At 50.8% G+C, this 15,361-nt stretch carries 15 protein-coding genes; 10 read left to right on the forward strand and 5 right to left on the reverse strand.

The genetic code is table 11. The features are described 5' to 3' along the window. The 3 genes from ABD971_RS02465 to ABD971_RS02475 all read left to right on the forward strand — a co-directional run. On the forward strand, positions 1 to 326 hold a 326-nt coding region (locus ABD971_RS02465), incomplete at its 5' end, for a hypothetical protein (RefSeq protein WP_345319076.1). A 101-nt stretch (positions 327 to 427) separates the two neighbouring features. Continuing rightward, positions 428 to 1,456: a helix-turn-helix transcriptional regulator gene (locus ABD971_RS02470; RefSeq protein ID WP_345319078.1), complete on the forward strand. Its 1,029-nt coding sequence runs from the start codon at positions 428 to 430 to the stop codon at positions 1,454 to 1,456. Positions 1,457 to 2,425: 969 nt separating this feature from the next. Next, the gene (locus tag ABD971_RS02475; RefSeq protein WP_345319080.1) at positions 2,426 to 3,724 is read left to right on the forward strand and encodes an MBL fold metallo-hydrolase; all 1,299 of its coding nucleotides are present in this window, start codon (positions 2,426 to 2,428) and stop codon (positions 3,722 to 3,724) included. A 224-nt stretch (positions 3,725 to 3,948) separates the two neighbouring features. On the opposite strand, the gene ABD971_RS02480 is transcribed toward ABD971_RS02475, so the two are convergent. Further along, complete coding sequence (locus ABD971_RS02480) at positions 3,949 to 4,326, reverse strand: hypothetical protein (protein WP_345319082.1); 378 nt, start codon at positions 4,324 to 4,326, stop codon at positions 3,949 to 3,951. A gap of 572 nt (positions 4,327 to 4,898) precedes the next feature. On the opposite strand from ABD971_RS02480, the gene ABD971_RS35980 reads away from it, so the two are divergent. Beyond that, complete coding sequence (locus ABD971_RS35980) at positions 4,899 to 5,222, forward strand: ArdC-like ssDNA-binding domain-containing protein (RefSeq protein ID WP_425571242.1); 324 nt, start codon at positions 4,899 to 4,901, stop codon at positions 5,220 to 5,222. On the opposite strand, the gene ABD971_RS02485 is transcribed toward ABD971_RS35980, so the two are convergent. Together ABD971_RS02485 and ABD971_RS02490 are read right to left on the reverse strand one after the other, a co-directional pair. Beyond that, the gene (locus tag ABD971_RS02485) at positions 5,191 to 5,727 is read right to left on the reverse strand and encodes a hypothetical protein (RefSeq protein WP_345319084.1); all 537 of its coding nucleotides are present in this window, start codon (positions 5,725 to 5,727) and stop codon (positions 5,191 to 5,193) included. The two genes, ABD971_RS35980 and ABD971_RS02485, sit on opposite strands and share 32 nt — an antisense overlap. Before the next feature lie 80 nt (positions 5,728 to 5,807). Continuing rightward, on the reverse strand, positions 5,808 to 6,878 hold the full coding sequence (locus tag ABD971_RS02490) for a hypothetical protein (RefSeq protein WP_345319086.1): 1,071 nt from the start codon (positions 6,876 to 6,878) through the stop codon (positions 5,808 to 5,810). A 272-nt stretch (positions 6,879 to 7,150) separates the two neighbouring features. On the opposite strand from ABD971_RS02490, the gene ABD971_RS02495 reads away from it, so the two are divergent. From ABD971_RS02495 to ABD971_RS02520, 6 genes are all read left to right on the forward strand, one after another. Beyond that, the gene (locus ABD971_RS02495; RefSeq protein ID WP_425571236.1) at positions 7,151 to 7,417 is read left to right on the forward strand and encodes a hypothetical protein; all 267 of its coding nucleotides are present in this window, start codon (positions 7,151 to 7,153) and stop codon (positions 7,415 to 7,417) included. A 202-nt stretch (positions 7,418 to 7,619) separates the two neighbouring features. Next, the gene (locus tag ABD971_RS02500) at positions 7,620 to 8,048 is read left to right on the forward strand and encodes a hypothetical protein (RefSeq protein WP_345319090.1); all 429 of its coding nucleotides are present in this window, start codon (positions 7,620 to 7,622) and stop codon (positions 8,046 to 8,048) included. A 282-nt stretch (positions 8,049 to 8,330) separates the two neighbouring features. After that, positions 8,331 to 9,107 (forward strand): hypothetical protein, encoded by a 777-nt coding sequence (locus ABD971_RS02505; protein WP_345319092.1) that lies wholly within the window; start codon positions 8,331 to 8,333, stop codon positions 9,105 to 9,107. A gap of 182 nt (positions 9,108 to 9,289) precedes the next feature. Then, positions 9,290 to 9,544 carry a hypothetical protein gene (locus ABD971_RS02510; protein WP_345319094.1) on the forward strand — a complete coding sequence of 85 codons (255 nt, stop codon included), beginning with the start codon at positions 9,290 to 9,292 and terminating at the stop codon, positions 9,542 to 9,544. A gap of 11 nt (positions 9,545 to 9,555) precedes the next feature. After that, positions 9,556 to 10,776 carry a tyrosine-type recombinase/integrase gene (locus ABD971_RS02515; RefSeq protein ID WP_345319096.1) on the forward strand — a complete coding sequence of 407 codons (1,221 nt, stop codon included), beginning with the start codon at positions 9,556 to 9,558 and terminating at the stop codon, positions 10,774 to 10,776. A gap of 819 nt (positions 10,777 to 11,595) precedes the next feature. Next, the gene (locus tag ABD971_RS02520; protein WP_345319098.1) at positions 11,596 to 12,216 is read left to right on the forward strand and encodes a hypothetical protein; all 621 of its coding nucleotides are present in this window, start codon (positions 11,596 to 11,598) and stop codon (positions 12,214 to 12,216) included. Positions 12,217 to 12,270: 54 nt separating this feature from the next. On the opposite strand, the gene ABD971_RS02525 is transcribed toward ABD971_RS02520, so the two are convergent. Continuing rightward, positions 12,271 to 12,864: a hypothetical protein gene (locus ABD971_RS02525; RefSeq protein WP_345319100.1), complete on the reverse strand. Its 594-nt coding sequence runs from the start codon at positions 12,862 to 12,864 to the stop codon at positions 12,271 to 12,273. 1,518 nt (positions 12,865 to 14,382) lie between these two features. After that, positions 14,383 to 15,312, reverse strand: a complete 930-nt coding sequence (locus tag ABD971_RS02530; protein ID WP_345319102.1) for a ParB N-terminal domain-containing protein — start codon at positions 15,310 to 15,312, stop codon at positions 14,383 to 14,385. Between the last annotated feature and the right edge of the window lie 49 nt (positions 15,313 to 15,361).

Here is a 15,361-nt window from a genome sequence, read left to right on the forward strand (position 1 = left end):
TTGACTCAGGTAAGAGACGATTCGGACTGATCCTGGTTTCACCAAAACCCGGGCATCCGCTCGTGGATCAATACCGAGACCGAATCCATTTACTCCGATCCATTCCAAGAGGAAGCGAACTGATTGAACTCCCTAAGAGCCCCATCATCGGAGCATCAAGCTACCGTGGCATTAGCCAGGTGCTAGCTAAGAATTCTCGCTTCATGTCAGTCACTGAGCAAAAAATTGCGACACAACTCGGAGGATTTCTGGAACTAAAATCACAACAAATCCGAGAAAAATCACGTGGTTTCAAGAGAGCATCTGCCAGCTTAAATTTCGCCTGAAATTTGAAGTCGTGCCCCACCTCTGGCAGCCTTTTGCTTTCCAATTGGCAACGCGGAAGACGAATGTCTCCAATTATGAAGATCTCCTTTGAAAGACGGGAATGACAAAGAAGTTAGGACCAAGGAAAAACATCCCCGAACGCCCCGATGCGGATCGAAGGGTCCGGCAAAGTCTCCGTATCGCAAGAGTTCTTCATGTCCTAAACCTGATTCAGTCGCGAGGACGCTGGAATGTTGCTGCCATCGCCAAGGAACTGGACTGCTCTGCTCGCACAGTTCATCGTGACCTGAACGTATTGGAGTTTTGCGGGGTTCCGTTCTACTTCAGCGAAGAGGAGCAATGTTATCGAGTTCGTTCAGACTTTCGATTCCCAACCCTGATGCTCAATAGCGAAGAAGCACTAGGCCAAGCTATTGCGACTGCCATCACCAAGACGCCTGGATTAAATATTGGTTTGGGAGCCGGTCCCACGACCACTCGACTAGCATCAGCATCGAATGATGAGATCAAACAGACAATTGCTGATGCGATGAGCCTGATTGAAGTCTTCGACTTGAAGTTGGTCGACCACAGCCGACATGGCGAAATTTTGAAGACCGTCCAACTGGCGTTGCTAGGTGCAAATCAGATCACCGGGGTGTACTTGTCACCTTATGAAGAGTCGCCCGTCAAGCTGACATTGCATCCTTATCGACTTTGCTTAGTGAAGCAGGCTTGGTACGTGATTGGACACATTGACGGAGAGACGGAAGCAAAGACCTTCCGTGCGGCCAGATTCAAGAGCCTGCGACAGACCGAAGCAATGGCTCAGCGTCCTGAGAAGTTTGATCTGCGTAAGCACTTTGGCAATGCTTGGTCCGTATACCGAGGGGCAGTGAGCTACGACGTTGAACTTCGGTTCGATGCTTCCGTTGCTCGCACGGTCGTGGAAACCAATTGGCACCACACCCAAACCGAGAAGAAACATCGCGACGGCAGTGTGACACTAATGTTTACCGTCGATGGGCTAGAAGAAATCCAACGATGGATTCTCGGATGGACCGGGGATGTGAACATTGTGAGCCCAGCGGAGTTGAGAGTGGCAATCATCGAAAGGTTGCGGAAAGGAATCGATGACAATTCAAAGTGAATCGGAACCGAATGATCAAGCTGGCCCTGTCATCGGGGTAGGTAGTTCAGCAGACACACTTCAATTTATGGCGAACGCTATGGAAGATCGTTTACCTCTGAGAACCGAAGAGGTCGTTTTCGTAACTCGGATCATGTTTGAAACTCTCTGTTTCGACGAACCTATCGACAAGTCCGCTGAAAGATGTTTTCAGGAACTCGGGCTTCAAAACGGTGCAATCGAGAATTTTCATCGGGTGATGGGAGACTGCCACTTAGAAATCTTGTCAAAGATCTACGAAAGACACGAACCACCTGCAGTTCAAGATTGCCCATGGAAGAACCAGAGGGCTTTCCTAGCACGGGATACCGAAATGCGAGACTGGCTCAAGTCCAACGGGGTCGAGCCCGCCGAGATCGAACCGTTTATCCGAGACACGTTGCAGAATTGATCTATAGCCTAAATATCATCATTCCTTTTACGAGGCCATCGCCATGATGGGCTGTGCACTTTTACTGCTCTACCTGATCTTTATGTTCTGGTTAAGTTGCTTCGTTGGCATGCTAGGCGTGGGGCTGGACACTTTAATTCAAGGAGAACACCCAATTCCGGTCTGTGGTGGAATCGCGTTTCTGTTGAATCTCTATCTGTTCTGCTTCAAGACGATCCCCGGTCGGCAGGGATGAACTACCAAAGGAAATTCCACAAAACCTTGCACCGCTGACCCAACCGTGACTGTGGCCTCTGATAGTGTGGACCAAGACTCCCGGAGCCAGGCTGTTCCCACCTAGGGAAGCTTGCTGGTGCAATCCCGTCAGCTAACAGACGTAGTGATACACTGATTTCAATCAGGCCGCCGCTACCAAACTGCCCAGACTGACAATCCATGGGGTGACGGCCAGCGTCAAGCGAGAAACAACCACAGGGTCTCCGGGAGTCCTTTTCCAAAATTTAAAACATCAACGTCGAAACATTCGAGAAAACTAACCAATGCAATTGACCATCTTCCGGGGAAGCAAAGAAGTCGGCGGAAATTGCATTGAAGTTCAAAGCGGCAACACAAGAATCATCCTGGATGTTGGGATGCCGTTGTTCGATCAACAAGGGCAGGCACACGACGGATTCACCTTGGGTCGGATGCCGACTGTGGAGCTTGAAGCCAACGGCATCATCCCCAAAGTTCCTGGGCTTTTTTCTGGCGACCAATCGCCCGATGCCATTCTTCTTTCCCATGCTCACCTAGACCATGTTGGACTTCTGCGGCACACCAAGCATTCGATTCCCGTCTATGCCAGCAAGGGAACCAGCAAGATGATGCTGGCCGGGAGCGTCTACGCGAACCAACAACAACTTCCCAGAGATCGTTTCAAGGAGATCGAACCGAAGCAAACTGTAGTGATCGGCGACATTACGGTGACGGCCTTTCCGGTCGACCATTCCATTCATGGTTGTCTAGCCTTTCTGATCGAAGCCGAGGGGAAACGCATTCTCTACACCGGAGATCTACGACTACACGGCAGACGGCAAGATGCCCACAAGCAAATTGTGACGGCACTCGGCGGCACCAAGCTGAATGCACTGATCGTGGAAGGAACACACTTTGGTTTTGAAAACGGAAATGAAGTCACAGAGGATGGGCTTGAAGCGGAGATCATCCAACACGTCAAATCTGCTTCAAGCCTAGTTCTCGCTTCCTTCTCACCACAAAACACCGACCGCCTCCGGTCATTCATCCATGCTTCTAGCGAAACGGGACGAACGTTCGTAGCAGACGCCTACACCGCCTTCGTTCTTCATTTGGTTGGTTCCGATGCCAAATTAGAACATCCACTCAAAACTGGAACTGGGCGAGTCTATTTTCCAGATTCTTTGAAGGAGAGAATTCAGCGGTGGGGAACGAACCGAGCAAATGAACTATTCCGGGAGACGGAAATTGACATGGCAGAAATCATGCAGGCACCCGAGAAATACGTGATGGTTTTTCGGTCAAGCATGCTGAGTGATTTTGATGGTTGCTTTCCCTCCGAGACGCTTTGCCTCTACTCAACTTGGCACGGTTACAGCCAGCGTCTGGACTGGCAGGAAGTACAGAAGGCTCTGGATGGAGTCGAGGGCAAGATCACTCACGTTCACACCAGCGGCCACGCTCTATCGTCCGACCTTGTGGAGTTTACCAAGGCAATCGATGCCAGAACAATTGTCCCGGTCCACAGTTTTGAACCGGAAGCGTTCAAAGAGCATTTTGATAATGTGACAATGTCCACGGACGGTCAGGCAATAGTGATCTAACGTCGAACGATCGACCAGGGGAGGGAATCCAGTGGCTAAATTGCCAATCCAGATGGACGTGAGTGGTCACCACTGACACTCAAAAACTGAACGGGTAGTCCAGCTTGCTCAAGCGTACTGAGTAGTTCACGGAATCCAACAACTCGCTGATGAACTCCAACCACCCGATACTGGCAAGCAGGCCGACTATTGTCCCTTTCTGTTTTGAGCACGCATCTTAGTCGTCACTCTAATTCGCAGGTAACGTGAATTCCCAACAACGCCAAAGCCTTATGAACGCCTTTCTGATCTAGTATCTCGAAAGTTCCAAGGGAAATCGGCTTGTCAATGGTCCCCTCGCCGAGAAAAATCTGACGAAGCAATTCGTCGCCAACCTTTCCTTCCAACTTTTCTGCAAAGAATTGTAGCTTGTTCCCAGAACGTAATATCGAAAGGTAATGTCCTTCAGGCAGACCAGTGAAATCACCGTCAACAAGCAGCAAATTCGGGTCGGTTTCAGCGACTTCACAGGTAAAGTTGTCAGTACCGTTGATTTTGTGGCACAATTTTTCCAGCGAATTCCCAAATTCGTCTGCGTCTTCTAATCCATCATACTCGTTCATGAGTGTCCTTATTAAATTGAGGGTCAAGCTTGCTTTCGAACAAACTGGGAATGCCGCCCCGAAAATCAGCGTCGATTTTACCAACTTCGAGGAAGTTTAAAAACTTCCCACCGAACGGGTAGTCGGAGCAGACAGAAGCGATACGCTCTCAGGACAGTGCCACTACGAACAGCCCAAACAGCACTTCGAACGCCACGGTCAACACCAGCCAGATCGAGCCGACGAGCATCAGTTCATTCCGTCGCTCGCCCTTAATTCACCGGATGACGAAGTAAGCCATCAAAAAATGATTGCCGAGACGGTTAGCACGCCTACAGATCAAGGCTTAATTAGAGATTTGGCTATTCGCTAGTTTAATTCACTGTTTCACGTAAAAATCTCAACTTGATCGCTTTGGTAATCTTGATCTCGTTTTGCTACCCGGATGAGAGAGAAGTCATGCCCCAAATTTGCTTACACTAAAATCGTTGATGTCTGCAAAAAACGCATTCCGAACTTCCTCAATTCAAGACTTGATTGGCGTTAGAGAAACGTACTCACCAAAGCCGTCGCTGCTTGTCCACGTTGTGTCCATGCCCGCTGAGCTCAGAAATGCCATTGCTTTCTTTCGGAACCTGCTGACTCGCAAGCCATACATTGGGGTCAACCCATTGATCCTCGAAATGGCTTTACAGCGTCATGGTTTCATAAGCTCAATCTGGGCTACATTCAACCAGTGGAAACAAATGGGTGGACACCGTGACTGGCAAGCAACTTGGATTGTTCATCGAGGTACTGTTTCTGCCCCCATACATTTTTCAACAAGTGGAGTCCAGATTCTTGGCGGTGATCGAAAAAGGGAGTTTTGCAGTTATAAAAGTATTTTCAATCGTGAGACTTTTCTCCGGCAGCAATGATTAAACATTTGATGAGATACTGGTCTTCAGACAACATTTGCTCATGCTCATCAAAGAAGAAATTCGAATGAATATCTCTTAAGCAGAAGGCATCGGAGATGGTTGATTCGAGATTCATTTCTTTGGGGTGGTCTCCACCATGAGCCACGCCCCAATCTCCACTCCCCATACGAACAACTCGACCACGAGGCAAACCGTAGGGGCAGTTCTCGATTTGGCTCAGTAATCCCTGAAGATTCAGTTGATGCAGTCCTGCGAGAATGCGAACAACGTCTTCCCAAACGTCCACATGACCGGCTTCTCCTCCTACGTAAAATGCGTTGGGGAAAACCAAGATGGACCAAGCACCTTGGGGAAGTGGAATCCAGTAATAGGCACCTGTGAACGGCAGGCCTCGTTTCAAAGCCAGGTGATACCGATGGTGGTGATGACTGGTAACCACTGAAGTTCGAGTGGTTGGATCGGAATCAGGTAGCCAAGGGCTTTGCCACTTCTTCTTCAACATAGATTGCCTCGTCGGTTTAGAAGCCAATACTAATACCACACCGGGCTGACAAAGCTGGGTCGCCACAGGTTCGCAGTCTGTCAGTTTGTGATGCCTGAATCAAAGACGAAGGTTTGACTTCCAGCGGGATCGAGGTTGAGATTGGCACCCGCTCCGCCGCAAAGGACCAGACCTGAGGCAACCGAAGGGAGTACATCCATCAAAGGTTTCCAAGAACCCGCACCAGCCAAGATTTCTTGTACCTGAATTTTGGAACAATTCCCGATCACCAAAGCAGGGCGTGACACGATGGCTCTCGGAACAGCCTCGGGGATTTCCGCGAGTCGAGTTTCCATGCCAAGATCTCGTTTTATCTGAACGACCTTCTCGAAAACGGTGATCAGTTCACTGCTGTTTTGCTCAATCCGATCCTTGTACCTCTGCAATTGTTGGATGACTTCTGGAACGTCACCCTTAGACGGAAGGAAGAGCCTTCCATCCACAATGGTTTTCACTTCCACGAACGAGAAGGCACTCACCACGGGATCGAAAACACACAGGTCAATTTTGTCGAAGCCGCGTACGCCCGGATCCTGAAAAGCGACTTCTTGATCTACGATCAAATTGGTTGGACGTATGGTCAACCGATGAATGACATCCCCCTCATCTCCACGGCCATCCATTCGAGCTTTGAAATGCTTAAGCGTAACGGGATCTAAATTCCCCGGCTGAAGTGGAGTAACACTGGGCGAGTACTCAAAACCAGCCTCACCGAGAATAACGCTGGCATAACGCGACTGTGTTCGTGCTTGTGGGATGTAATCCAGACTGATCGAGCCAGACACCTCCCCATCCCGCAGCGTCAACTCTCGAATCAGAGCTCTACTTTTGTAGTAGACCGTGATGCTGTTGTCCCGGATCTCAGGAAACAGTTCGGGGTCGGCGATGAAAGATCTCAAAAACGATGGTGGGCTATCGAGCCATTTGGCGGGGACGCTACGTCGGATCAAAACTGTTTCCTTAATCACTTTGGAGATGGAGAACCAACAGAGAGCTGAAGCCGGTTCGGTCAATCCAAATTCTGTCACCCCATATTGCCAATAGCGGGTCACACCAAGCTCTGGCCAGAGGTGGTTCTGCCCCACAGAAGGCGGGAAGAACCAAATTGCCAACCGTCGGCCAGATCCTGTGACCCGCAGTTGACTCAGCACCATGCGATGATTCGGGTTCGAGAAGTACGGGTGTGATCGCTGGAAAAATGATGGCCGATAACGAAGACCAAGACGACAAACCGAGAGAACGGACGGATGCCGAACGGCGAGCACGGCAATGTGCTCGTCTCGCGAATTTGATGAAGGCACTCCACCTCATCTCCGGTCGGGGAAGGTGGGATGCAAAGGGACTGGCGGGAGAACTGGAATGTTCTCAACGGACAGTTCATCGGATGCTGTCTACACTCAGCATGGCTGGAGTCCCATGGTACTTCGATGAAAAGATCAGGGCTTATCGAATTCGAGAAGGCTTCAAATTCTCCCTCGCTGAAAATGCTCTTCTCAATGTTCCTGATCAGGACGAGAGCGGAAATCAGTGCGACTCACTCGCCGAGTCGATCGACCAAGTCATTGAAGATGGAGAAACGTTCGCTCACTCGCTTGAATCACTATTAGCCACGTTGCGGTCGGTCCGCAAAGGACGTTTTGGCGAAAGATAACAGCGACTGATCTAGGCCTGACTGTACTTGAAAAACCGCCATCTGACCGCAAACTAAGTGTCTACTTCGAAATCGGTTTCCGATGTACGGACGCATTACGCCTACACATCCAAAGTAGGCACGCGTTTCCTTGCTTACCCCGGAATGATTTAGTTGCCATAACGAAGTGGCGACTAGATTCACTCCGATAAAGGGAAACGACATGTCTACAAATCACCAACTCAACACCATACAGAGGTTCGCAAAGTCCGTCGGGAAAAAGAAAGGCACGGTCCGCCTCGCGATGAATAGCGTCGATCCCGACAGCTCTATTGGTGAGACCGTCTACAAGGTTAGTCAATTTGTTGACGATTCGACAGTGCAGATTTGGGAGGTTCATCGAACCGTTGATCTATACAGGGAAGTGCGTGCCAACACGTTTGTGATTGAAACAAATGGCAATGTGTCGGTGCATGGAAACTTCTGTATGGAGTTTCACAGCAATGATGAATTGCTCGCCGAGATTTGGGAAGAGCCAGATCTCGGCATGGTTGCTGACTTCAAGGAATTGGTGGATTTCGCTCGCATGCAGCTGACTGCAACTAGCCATGAGGGCTTAGCCGATGCAACAACACAGAACAATGATCGCTAGTCAGGTCGTCGGCACAATTTAGCTTCTGAGCAGGTCAAGACTCTCATGGCGATACGCACCGAGAGTCTATGACCGTCTGCCGCTGGAAGTCTCGCTCAATCCACGCGACGACCTGTCCAGGTCAGTTGGCTCATCTAGTTGTTCGTAACTGCCACTTGATGACGTGATGCCTGGTTCTTGCAATACAGTTTCTGTATCTGCCAGCAAGAACTCGGTGCACGGCTCTTGCCGTCACAGCCAAATACTTAAATCAGATCCAACTTACGTAAAAACAGCAAAAACATGAAATCAACACGAAAGAACGACCAACGTATTAGAAAATTTCAGGAAGCCACGCGTGCATTTTTAAGTCACGTAAGCCAGCTAGAACAGGAGATCGCGGCGAACTATCACGGACCGCATTTTGGTCCTGACTGCATCGAGAGATTTTGGTGCGTTGAGTTTGAATCCGCATACATGGAACTACGTATCTACCTCAAACCATTCATACGACAGCGACTGTGCTTCCCCCCACAAAGCACGCACTATTGCTCAAATGCATTTCAATCGGAATCAGCGACATCAGCCTTAATGCATTTCCTGAATCCAGCTGAAGCCCTTCATGGCGAAGCTGGCATACTTCAAGATTCGACTTACCTTCAGCTCAAGGCGGAGATGCTAGACGAGCTTTCCGACGTCGCCACTCGGATAAGCGAAACTCACAAGTTCCAACCATCAAAACGAGCGAAAAAGATCAGCGAACTAATCGAGCTGCGATCATTCATCTTCGATCACCATTTTCCGGAGGGTGGAAAGCCTAATCTCGATGTGCTCGATAGCACTGACATTGAGGAAGCATTTGGTTGGGGGCAATCTACCGCCTCCAAGAAAATGAAAGTGCTGTTTCGGAATCGAATTGGCGGAGGGATAAAAGCATACCAAAAGCTATTTGGTCCAGATAAGGAAGTCAACGGAATACGCGTCAAGTTGAGTGACGAAACTTTGACCGTTGACGAAATCTGGGAGGACCGAGCCCTCTACGAAGATGACGATCTGGACGACGGAACCCTAGTCGCCTGACTGACCGCAGAGATCGAGGCAATGGCGACTAAAAGGAGATATTCGTTTCGTGAAATCTCAGAATATCCGGATTCCAAATTCGTCAGCCAGTATCGGGCGTAAAGCAGTATTCCATCGGGTATTTGGAATGTCCGGCCTTTAGGTGAAATCACACTTCACCTCTACGTAAAGGCTATCACCTGATGAATTCGGCAAACAGCTTCATGAACGGCGTAATCAATCCAGAAGAGCTCTACACGCTTGCTGCGTTCAAGCAGCGGCTCGGGGTAGCCGATGCTACTCTCCGTACTGCCCGCCGTGCTGGACTCAAAGTCCACTACCTCCACAAGCAGGGATTCATCCTTGGCAAGGACTGGATCGATTACGTCGTCAACTCTGGCCCTAACGTCTCACGCGGACAGGCCGCCATTGCTCCCACTTCCTCATCTGCGGAATAGGGGGCAGTAAGATGGCCAAAAAGAAACGAGAGCCCGTGCATGCCAAAACTCCGCGAGTTCGCATCGCGGCACCCAAAAACCGCCCTCTCCAAGTTCGATACTTCTGCCCGAGCGAAAAGCGGGAGGTGCGAGTTTCCGTCGGAAGCTTGGAGATGGAAGAAGCGGAGCAACTAAAGAAGGAGATCGAAGCAAAGCTCTTGCTCGGGATCAAGGTACAGCCTGATCAGAACAAATCCCGAGGTCCGGAAATGACCTGGGACGAGTTCCGTGAAGAATACAGCCAACTTCACCTGAAGTCAGTCCGAGATAGCTCAGCCAAGGATGCCGAGAGCAGACTGGACATAGCTACCAAGATCATCAAACCAAAGACGCTCGGTGAAATGGCCAAGCCTGCTTCACTGCAACGACTCCAAGCAGGGCTACTTGCGGGTGAACACAGCCGACGAGGAATGCCTCGTTCTCCACACACCGTTCGTGGCTACATGAAGAGCATTGTGTCAGCTCTGAATTGGGCGTACCACCAAGATTGGCTTACTGACCAGCCAAAGCGACCTCGTATCAAGGTGTCAAAGAAGACCGCGATGAAGGGGAGGCCAATCACCGAGACTGAGTTCAAAAAGATGCTGAAATGCACAGCGGCTGAGGTAGGTGATGAAGCAGCAGACTCCTGGAAATTCATTCTTCGTGGACTCTGGGAATCAGCCTTGAGGATCGATGAACTGATGCACGTCTCTTGGGATATGCATGGCACTATCAGACCAAAATGGATTAAAGGCAGATTGCCAGTTTTAGAAATCCCAGCAGCAATGCAAAAGAACGATACCGATGAAGATATCCCACTTCTTCCGGCTTTCGAGAAACTCCTGATACAAATCCCCAAGGAAGACCGAACGGGATGGATCTTTGATCCACTGTCACTGCAACTGAAACTTGGTCGGAAAGTACGGCACCAACGACCCGATGCAGAGTGGGTTGGGAAAGTGATCAGCCGGATCGGCAAGCGAGCCAAGATCGAAGTAGCCCCAGCAGATTCGCGAACGGGTACCGAAATTAAATTTGCATCGGCACATGATCTGAGACGATCCTGCGGGGAGAGACTCCGAAACGCCGGAGTACCACCACTCGTGATTTGTCGAGTGATGAGGCACTCCTCCTGGGAAACCACTCGAAGGCACTACGCACCAGGAGATGTGCAAAAAGACGCAGCAGTCCTGAGAGGCTTGCTACGATAAGTAGGTGGAACTCATTACCTTCTGCCGAGGCAAAGGGCTGTATGACAAACTGCCCATCAAAAAAGAAGCTCTACTAGATCAGCCTAGGTATCGACTTCTTGTTCCAGTTCTTTGATTCGTGCTCTGATGTCATTGAGAGCGGACTCAAATTCACTCTCGGAATGCCTTAGCCTCTTTATGGCTTCCGGGATCGAGACACCATCGCTTCTCCCACCATCGGGAAGAACCACATTGACCAAATTGTCACTATCCTCTCGATTTTAACTTTTGGCTTCATGTTCTGCCTATGATGACGCGATGCTCTGGCGACGAGTCTGCAAGAATCAGTACCTGGGTACAGTGAAGTCAGTCATTTGACGTAAAGGCAGTACACCCCAGAGGATTCGAACCTCTAACCTTCGGTTCCGTAGACCAAGAAGGCAAACCACAGCCTAACGCAGATTGCTACGTGTTTTTAGCGGGTATCGGACTTGTTGAGTGGTTGGTAATACACCCGCAATCGTGGTCGTTCACGGCGGATGGTGATGACATACACCCGTCACTACCCCCCAGAGCCTACACCTTTGGCAGCTAGCAGGTCCAGTGGAAAAGTCTTTTTTGGATCCAATGGCCTGTGAGAGTCTTCCTCCGCTTGCTGTCCAAGTTGGACACGCAATAGCCATGGCTATCCAGATGTGATGTAAGAAATGGTGGCAGAGTTTGCTGGCGGCTTATTCACACATCGTTACGCAAGTCGCGTGATGGCAGTCGGTTGCATTCATTCGTTACGCCTGACCACAATTGACGCAAGGATCCACTCCTCGTCAGAGAAGAATCATCATGTCAACGTCTACTTTAGATATGCCATTCCACCCCAACAGTCTTGTGAATGAGCGCCGGTGTCCACTTTGCATGGAGATGAAGCCTATCGCCGAGTTTCGTCCTCATTCAGTTTGGAATGGCAAACGCCACCGCGCACCACACTGCAATTCTTGTCATGCTCGGCGTGAGCGAGAACGCAAGGCCCGTAAGAAATGGGAGTCGGATTCAAAGCTACTGCATGCCGCTTGGGGGGCACTCGCGCGTCCCGAAACAAAACGAATGTGTATTGAGAGCTTTCTATTGACGTTAATGAAACACTTCGGCGGTCCTCGCGAACTCGCAAGAAATTGGCATCAGAGTTTTACGGAAGCTACGGCATTGAAGCGAGTGCGGGCGGCTGTGGCGATGCTCAGGCTACTTGAGAGATTTGAGCGTCATGACGTCGATCCTGAGGAGTTAGATGATGAGGAACTCGTGCAAGAGACCCTAAACGCAAAGATCGCTGCAACCACCGAACTGCTAAAAGATCGTCCTGAGGTAGTCGGTATTGTCGCTGAACAGTTCGGCTATCGGTTGACTCGCATTGATGACTCATTGGATGGGCATGAGGCAGTTGCAGGGATAGCAATTCAGCAATAGCCCACTATCTAGGAATTGCACCGCGGTGATTGAGCAGCAGAACGAAACCGGCTGTTAATGCCGTGATTCAAGCGATGCTTTTAACATTCGTGGATCAAACCTCGGTGACATCCAGGTATTTACGGTGAGGTAGCAGATGGGCTTCGCATTGACATAAATCTGCGGGCATTCATTTGAAGCGTTATTGAATGGCGAGTATCGTCCGATCGTTCCACCGTATTTGCAAACAGTGTTGAAGATTGAAAACTGTCCGACGGAGCTCCCATGCTGACCAACAGAGTTAGAAATTGATTTCGGATCGATCAAGTTGTTTGAAATGATCCCGAGAAATTGGCCATCCGGCGCAATGATCACACCGCCAAGGATGTCATCGATTGTGATGTTGTCCGTGTTTCGTCCAGCAACTTTCGCTTGAGAGTTCTGGCCGATTGCAATCGCCCTATCAACGGTCAGTGCAAACCATGCGTTTAACGCTTGCATTTCGGAGGTGGTTAGTTTGCTGAGCCCCGCTGCTCGAAACTGATCAGGTGTCATGCAACGCTCGACAGTCAATTGTCCGCTTGACTGAGCAGCTGCTCCTGCGCACGCGAACATCAACACTAGCACGGCAGCTGCGAATCGCCCTGTGAGCACTTTCAGGTCTACCATCTCTATTTGCCTCGGATACGGATTAAAAATCTCCCCCAACGCCCTCAAAGAATTGTACCCCTCTCGTAGCGGTGAGGCATGCGATACCCCGGGAAAATGGACACTAAACCGACTCAACTTTGACGGATGGGTTTAGACCAACCTTCCCAAACTTTTCCTTGATGATCTCGATTGATTTTGGCGCAAACCGCTTTTCCACGATGACCGCATCGTGGATAGGTTGCACTGGCTCAGTCGAGTGTCGCACGGCTAGCCGGGTCCCTACGGAATCAATCATCAACTCGCCTTCAAGTCGCTGGCAAAGACAGGCCAGCTCCTGGTGCCTGCCAGACTTTGTTTTTATGACGTAGTCGCTGATCGTAGGGAAATCTTTCTGTATTACTCGGAATACGGGACTCGCCAACGTGTCTTTCACCGATGCAAAAAGTGGAATCAAACAGGATCGCTTGAAGTTCTCGTATCGGACCAATTTCATGTCGAGCCGAATTGTCCTTCCTGATTCCAACTGCAACTCGTGAAGTACTGGTCCCGCAATTTGCTGTATCGCTTCCCAGAGATATCGATACAGTTCCCTTGACTCGCAAAGCTCAAGCCAATGCTGCACATCCCTCGGTGCGATCAATCTCGAAAAGTGCGCGCCATATGGTAGTAGGACGCGCCCCGGTTCGCCCCTAGCCGGTGGTGGCGGCTGCGTTGTAGCGAGTACGCCCAACAGAAGTGGTTGGCAAGCAGAGACGTCGACAATGGCGAGCGGTTCGCCTTCAGTCGTCCTGAGAAACTTCCTTGCCTTTCTCGGCAGCTGCGTTGCCAAGCTGTGGTATCGCCGAAAGTCGCATCGTTTTGCAAACTCTTGTCGATTCAACCAACGTGCGATCGTCCATTGGTCCCACTGGCTGGATAAGCTCTTGTCATTCGCCGCATCTGCTGACAACCAAAAACGATCGAAGCATCCCCGATAATGGCTCCCCGCAAATCCAAGATTGTAAGGATCCGGTTCATGCAGGACAGACACACGACGACGCGCATGGACGGATTGCACGAGGTGAAGTTTGCTTCGTCCGTGGCGATGTTTTGCCGTCAAACGATATGACATTGGAAACGCCGGGTTGTAAGCCGTGCCCGTGCTGTATCGCGGGTTAACCTCAATTGCTCCAAGCTCAAGGCCCAGCCTAATCGTCTTGGCGTACCGGCTTCCAAGCAGCTTTCTCAAGCACTTGCTGTGGCGATTGATGAAGTGGCCTCGCTGTGCCTGCCTCGTCAATCCAGTGTGTAACGCGAGATCACTAAGAAACGTCGCTAGCTTATCGCCGGCTACGCCTGTTGGAATTTCCACTGTAGACGGAACCGCAACGAAAACACCGCCTTGTCTTGGGGGCACGTTCTGTGAGAATGACATTGCTACATATCCATACCCGCTCGCCCCTCGTCGCCAAACTTGGGCGGGCGGGTTTTGTTTTGGAGAGCTCCCTCAAAGAACACGGCGCCGCCAAGCTCACTCCTGGCGGCGAAACCGAACGATTACGCTAGGATGGGATTGCTCGCACCCAGCCATGCCTGCTCGATGGCCTCCAAAACCCTCGCAGTATCATCAATGAACCGGTAGGGAGCGGCCATCGCCATCGCGTCATATTCGCCGTCGGTTTGGTCCAGTGCGTCCATGACTCCCTGTGCGTCCGTCACGCGAACTTTGACGACCTCATTGCCGACCACACGGTAGACACGATACCCATGCTCCACGCGTGCAATCAGCGTAGAGTCAGAGTGTCCATCATCAAACTGCAACCATCCCTGGTTCTCTTCTAGCGAAAGAATGTCTTCGATGAACGAGTCTTCGTGAGTGTCCAAATTGGACACCGGATTGCCGGCTTTTGAACGATTGCGAAGATTGATGACCGTCTGCGGGGAACACTGGACACGACGTGCAATTTCGCGTGCCGAAAGATCGGGCCATGCACCCCATGCCAATTGAATCGCTCGCTGAACGTCTGCACGACTACGACGTAGGCCATGCTGCGAGTTGGCCGCAACCGCAAAGCGGATTGCATCTTCGTGATTGCCTTGCCGGATGAGTGCGGGGATGCACCTGATCCCAATACGCTTAGCCGCAGCCAAGCGATGGAAGCCATCCACCAGCAGATTGCCGACGCAAACCAACGGGGGAAACGGCCACGACTTGCCGTCCTGGATAGCCTGACTGGCCACGCTGGCGTACTCCGCGACGGTCGACTCATCGAGCTGGACGCGGGCTTGCAGTGCGGCGTCGACAACGATCGCCTCCACCGCAACATCTATCGCACTTTCGTTGTCGCCGAACACCTGTCCAATAACAGAGGAAACGCTGTTTTGATTTCCGCTGCCCTGGGAATCTTCATTGGCCTCGGTCGGGTTGCTGGCTCGATCGGGGCTTTTTTCGTTATTGGGCAATTGCCCCGTTTTTGTTGCGTGCATAAAACGCCTCTCCATTGTTTTGATCGGCGACCAACTCAGCAACCGATCT

This window comes from Novipirellula rosea, from assembly GCF_039541335.1.
GTDB lineage: Bacteria > Planctomycetota > Planctomycetia > Pirellulales > Pirellulaceae > Novipirellula > Novipirellula rosea.

Bases quoted from the DNA above. Each gene is read 5' to 3' on its own strand.
- ABD971_RS02470 (WP_345319078.1), top strand. From the start codon at position 428: ATGACAAAGAAGTTAGGACCAAGGAAAAACATCCCCGAACGCCCCGAT.
- ABD971_RS02475 (WP_345319080.1), top strand. From the start codon at position 2,426: ATGCAATTGACCATCTTCCGGGGAAGCAAAGAAGTCGGCGGAAATTGC.
- ABD971_RS02480 (WP_345319082.1), bottom strand. From the start codon at position 4,326: ATGAACGAGTATGATGGATTAGAAGACGCAGACGAATTTGGGAATTCG.
- ABD971_RS35980 (WP_425571242.1), top strand. From the start codon at position 4,899: ATGCCCGCTGAGCTCAGAAATGCCATTGCTTTCTTTCGGAACCTGCTG.
- ABD971_RS02485 (WP_345319084.1), bottom strand. From the start codon at position 5,727: ATGTTGAAGAAGAAGTGGCAAAGCCCTTGGCTACCTGATTCCGATCCA.
- ABD971_RS02495 (WP_425571236.1), top strand. From the start codon at position 7,151: ATGCTGTCTACACTCAGCATGGCTGGAGTCCCATGGTACTTCGATGAA.
- ABD971_RS02500 (WP_345319090.1), top strand. From the start codon at position 7,620: ATGTCTACAAATCACCAACTCAACACCATACAGAGGTTCGCAAAGTCC.
- ABD971_RS02505 (WP_345319092.1), top strand. From the start codon at position 8,331: ATGAAATCAACACGAAAGAACGACCAACGTATTAGAAAATTTCAGGAA.
- ABD971_RS02510 (WP_345319094.1), top strand. From the start codon at position 9,290: ATGAATTCGGCAAACAGCTTCATGAACGGCGTAATCAATCCAGAAGAG.
- ABD971_RS02515 (WP_345319096.1), top strand. From the start codon at position 9,556: ATGGCCAAAAAGAAACGAGAGCCCGTGCATGCCAAAACTCCGCGAGTT.
- ABD971_RS02520 (WP_345319098.1), top strand. From the start codon at position 11,596: ATGTCAACGTCTACTTTAGATATGCCATTCCACCCCAACAGTCTTGTG.
- ABD971_RS02525 (WP_345319100.1), bottom strand. From the start codon at position 12,864: ATGGTAGACCTGAAAGTGCTCACAGGGCGATTCGCAGCTGCCGTGCTA.
- ABD971_RS02530 (WP_345319102.1), bottom strand. From the start codon at position 15,312: ATGCACGCAACAAAAACGGGGCAATTGCCCAATAACGAAAAAAGCCCC.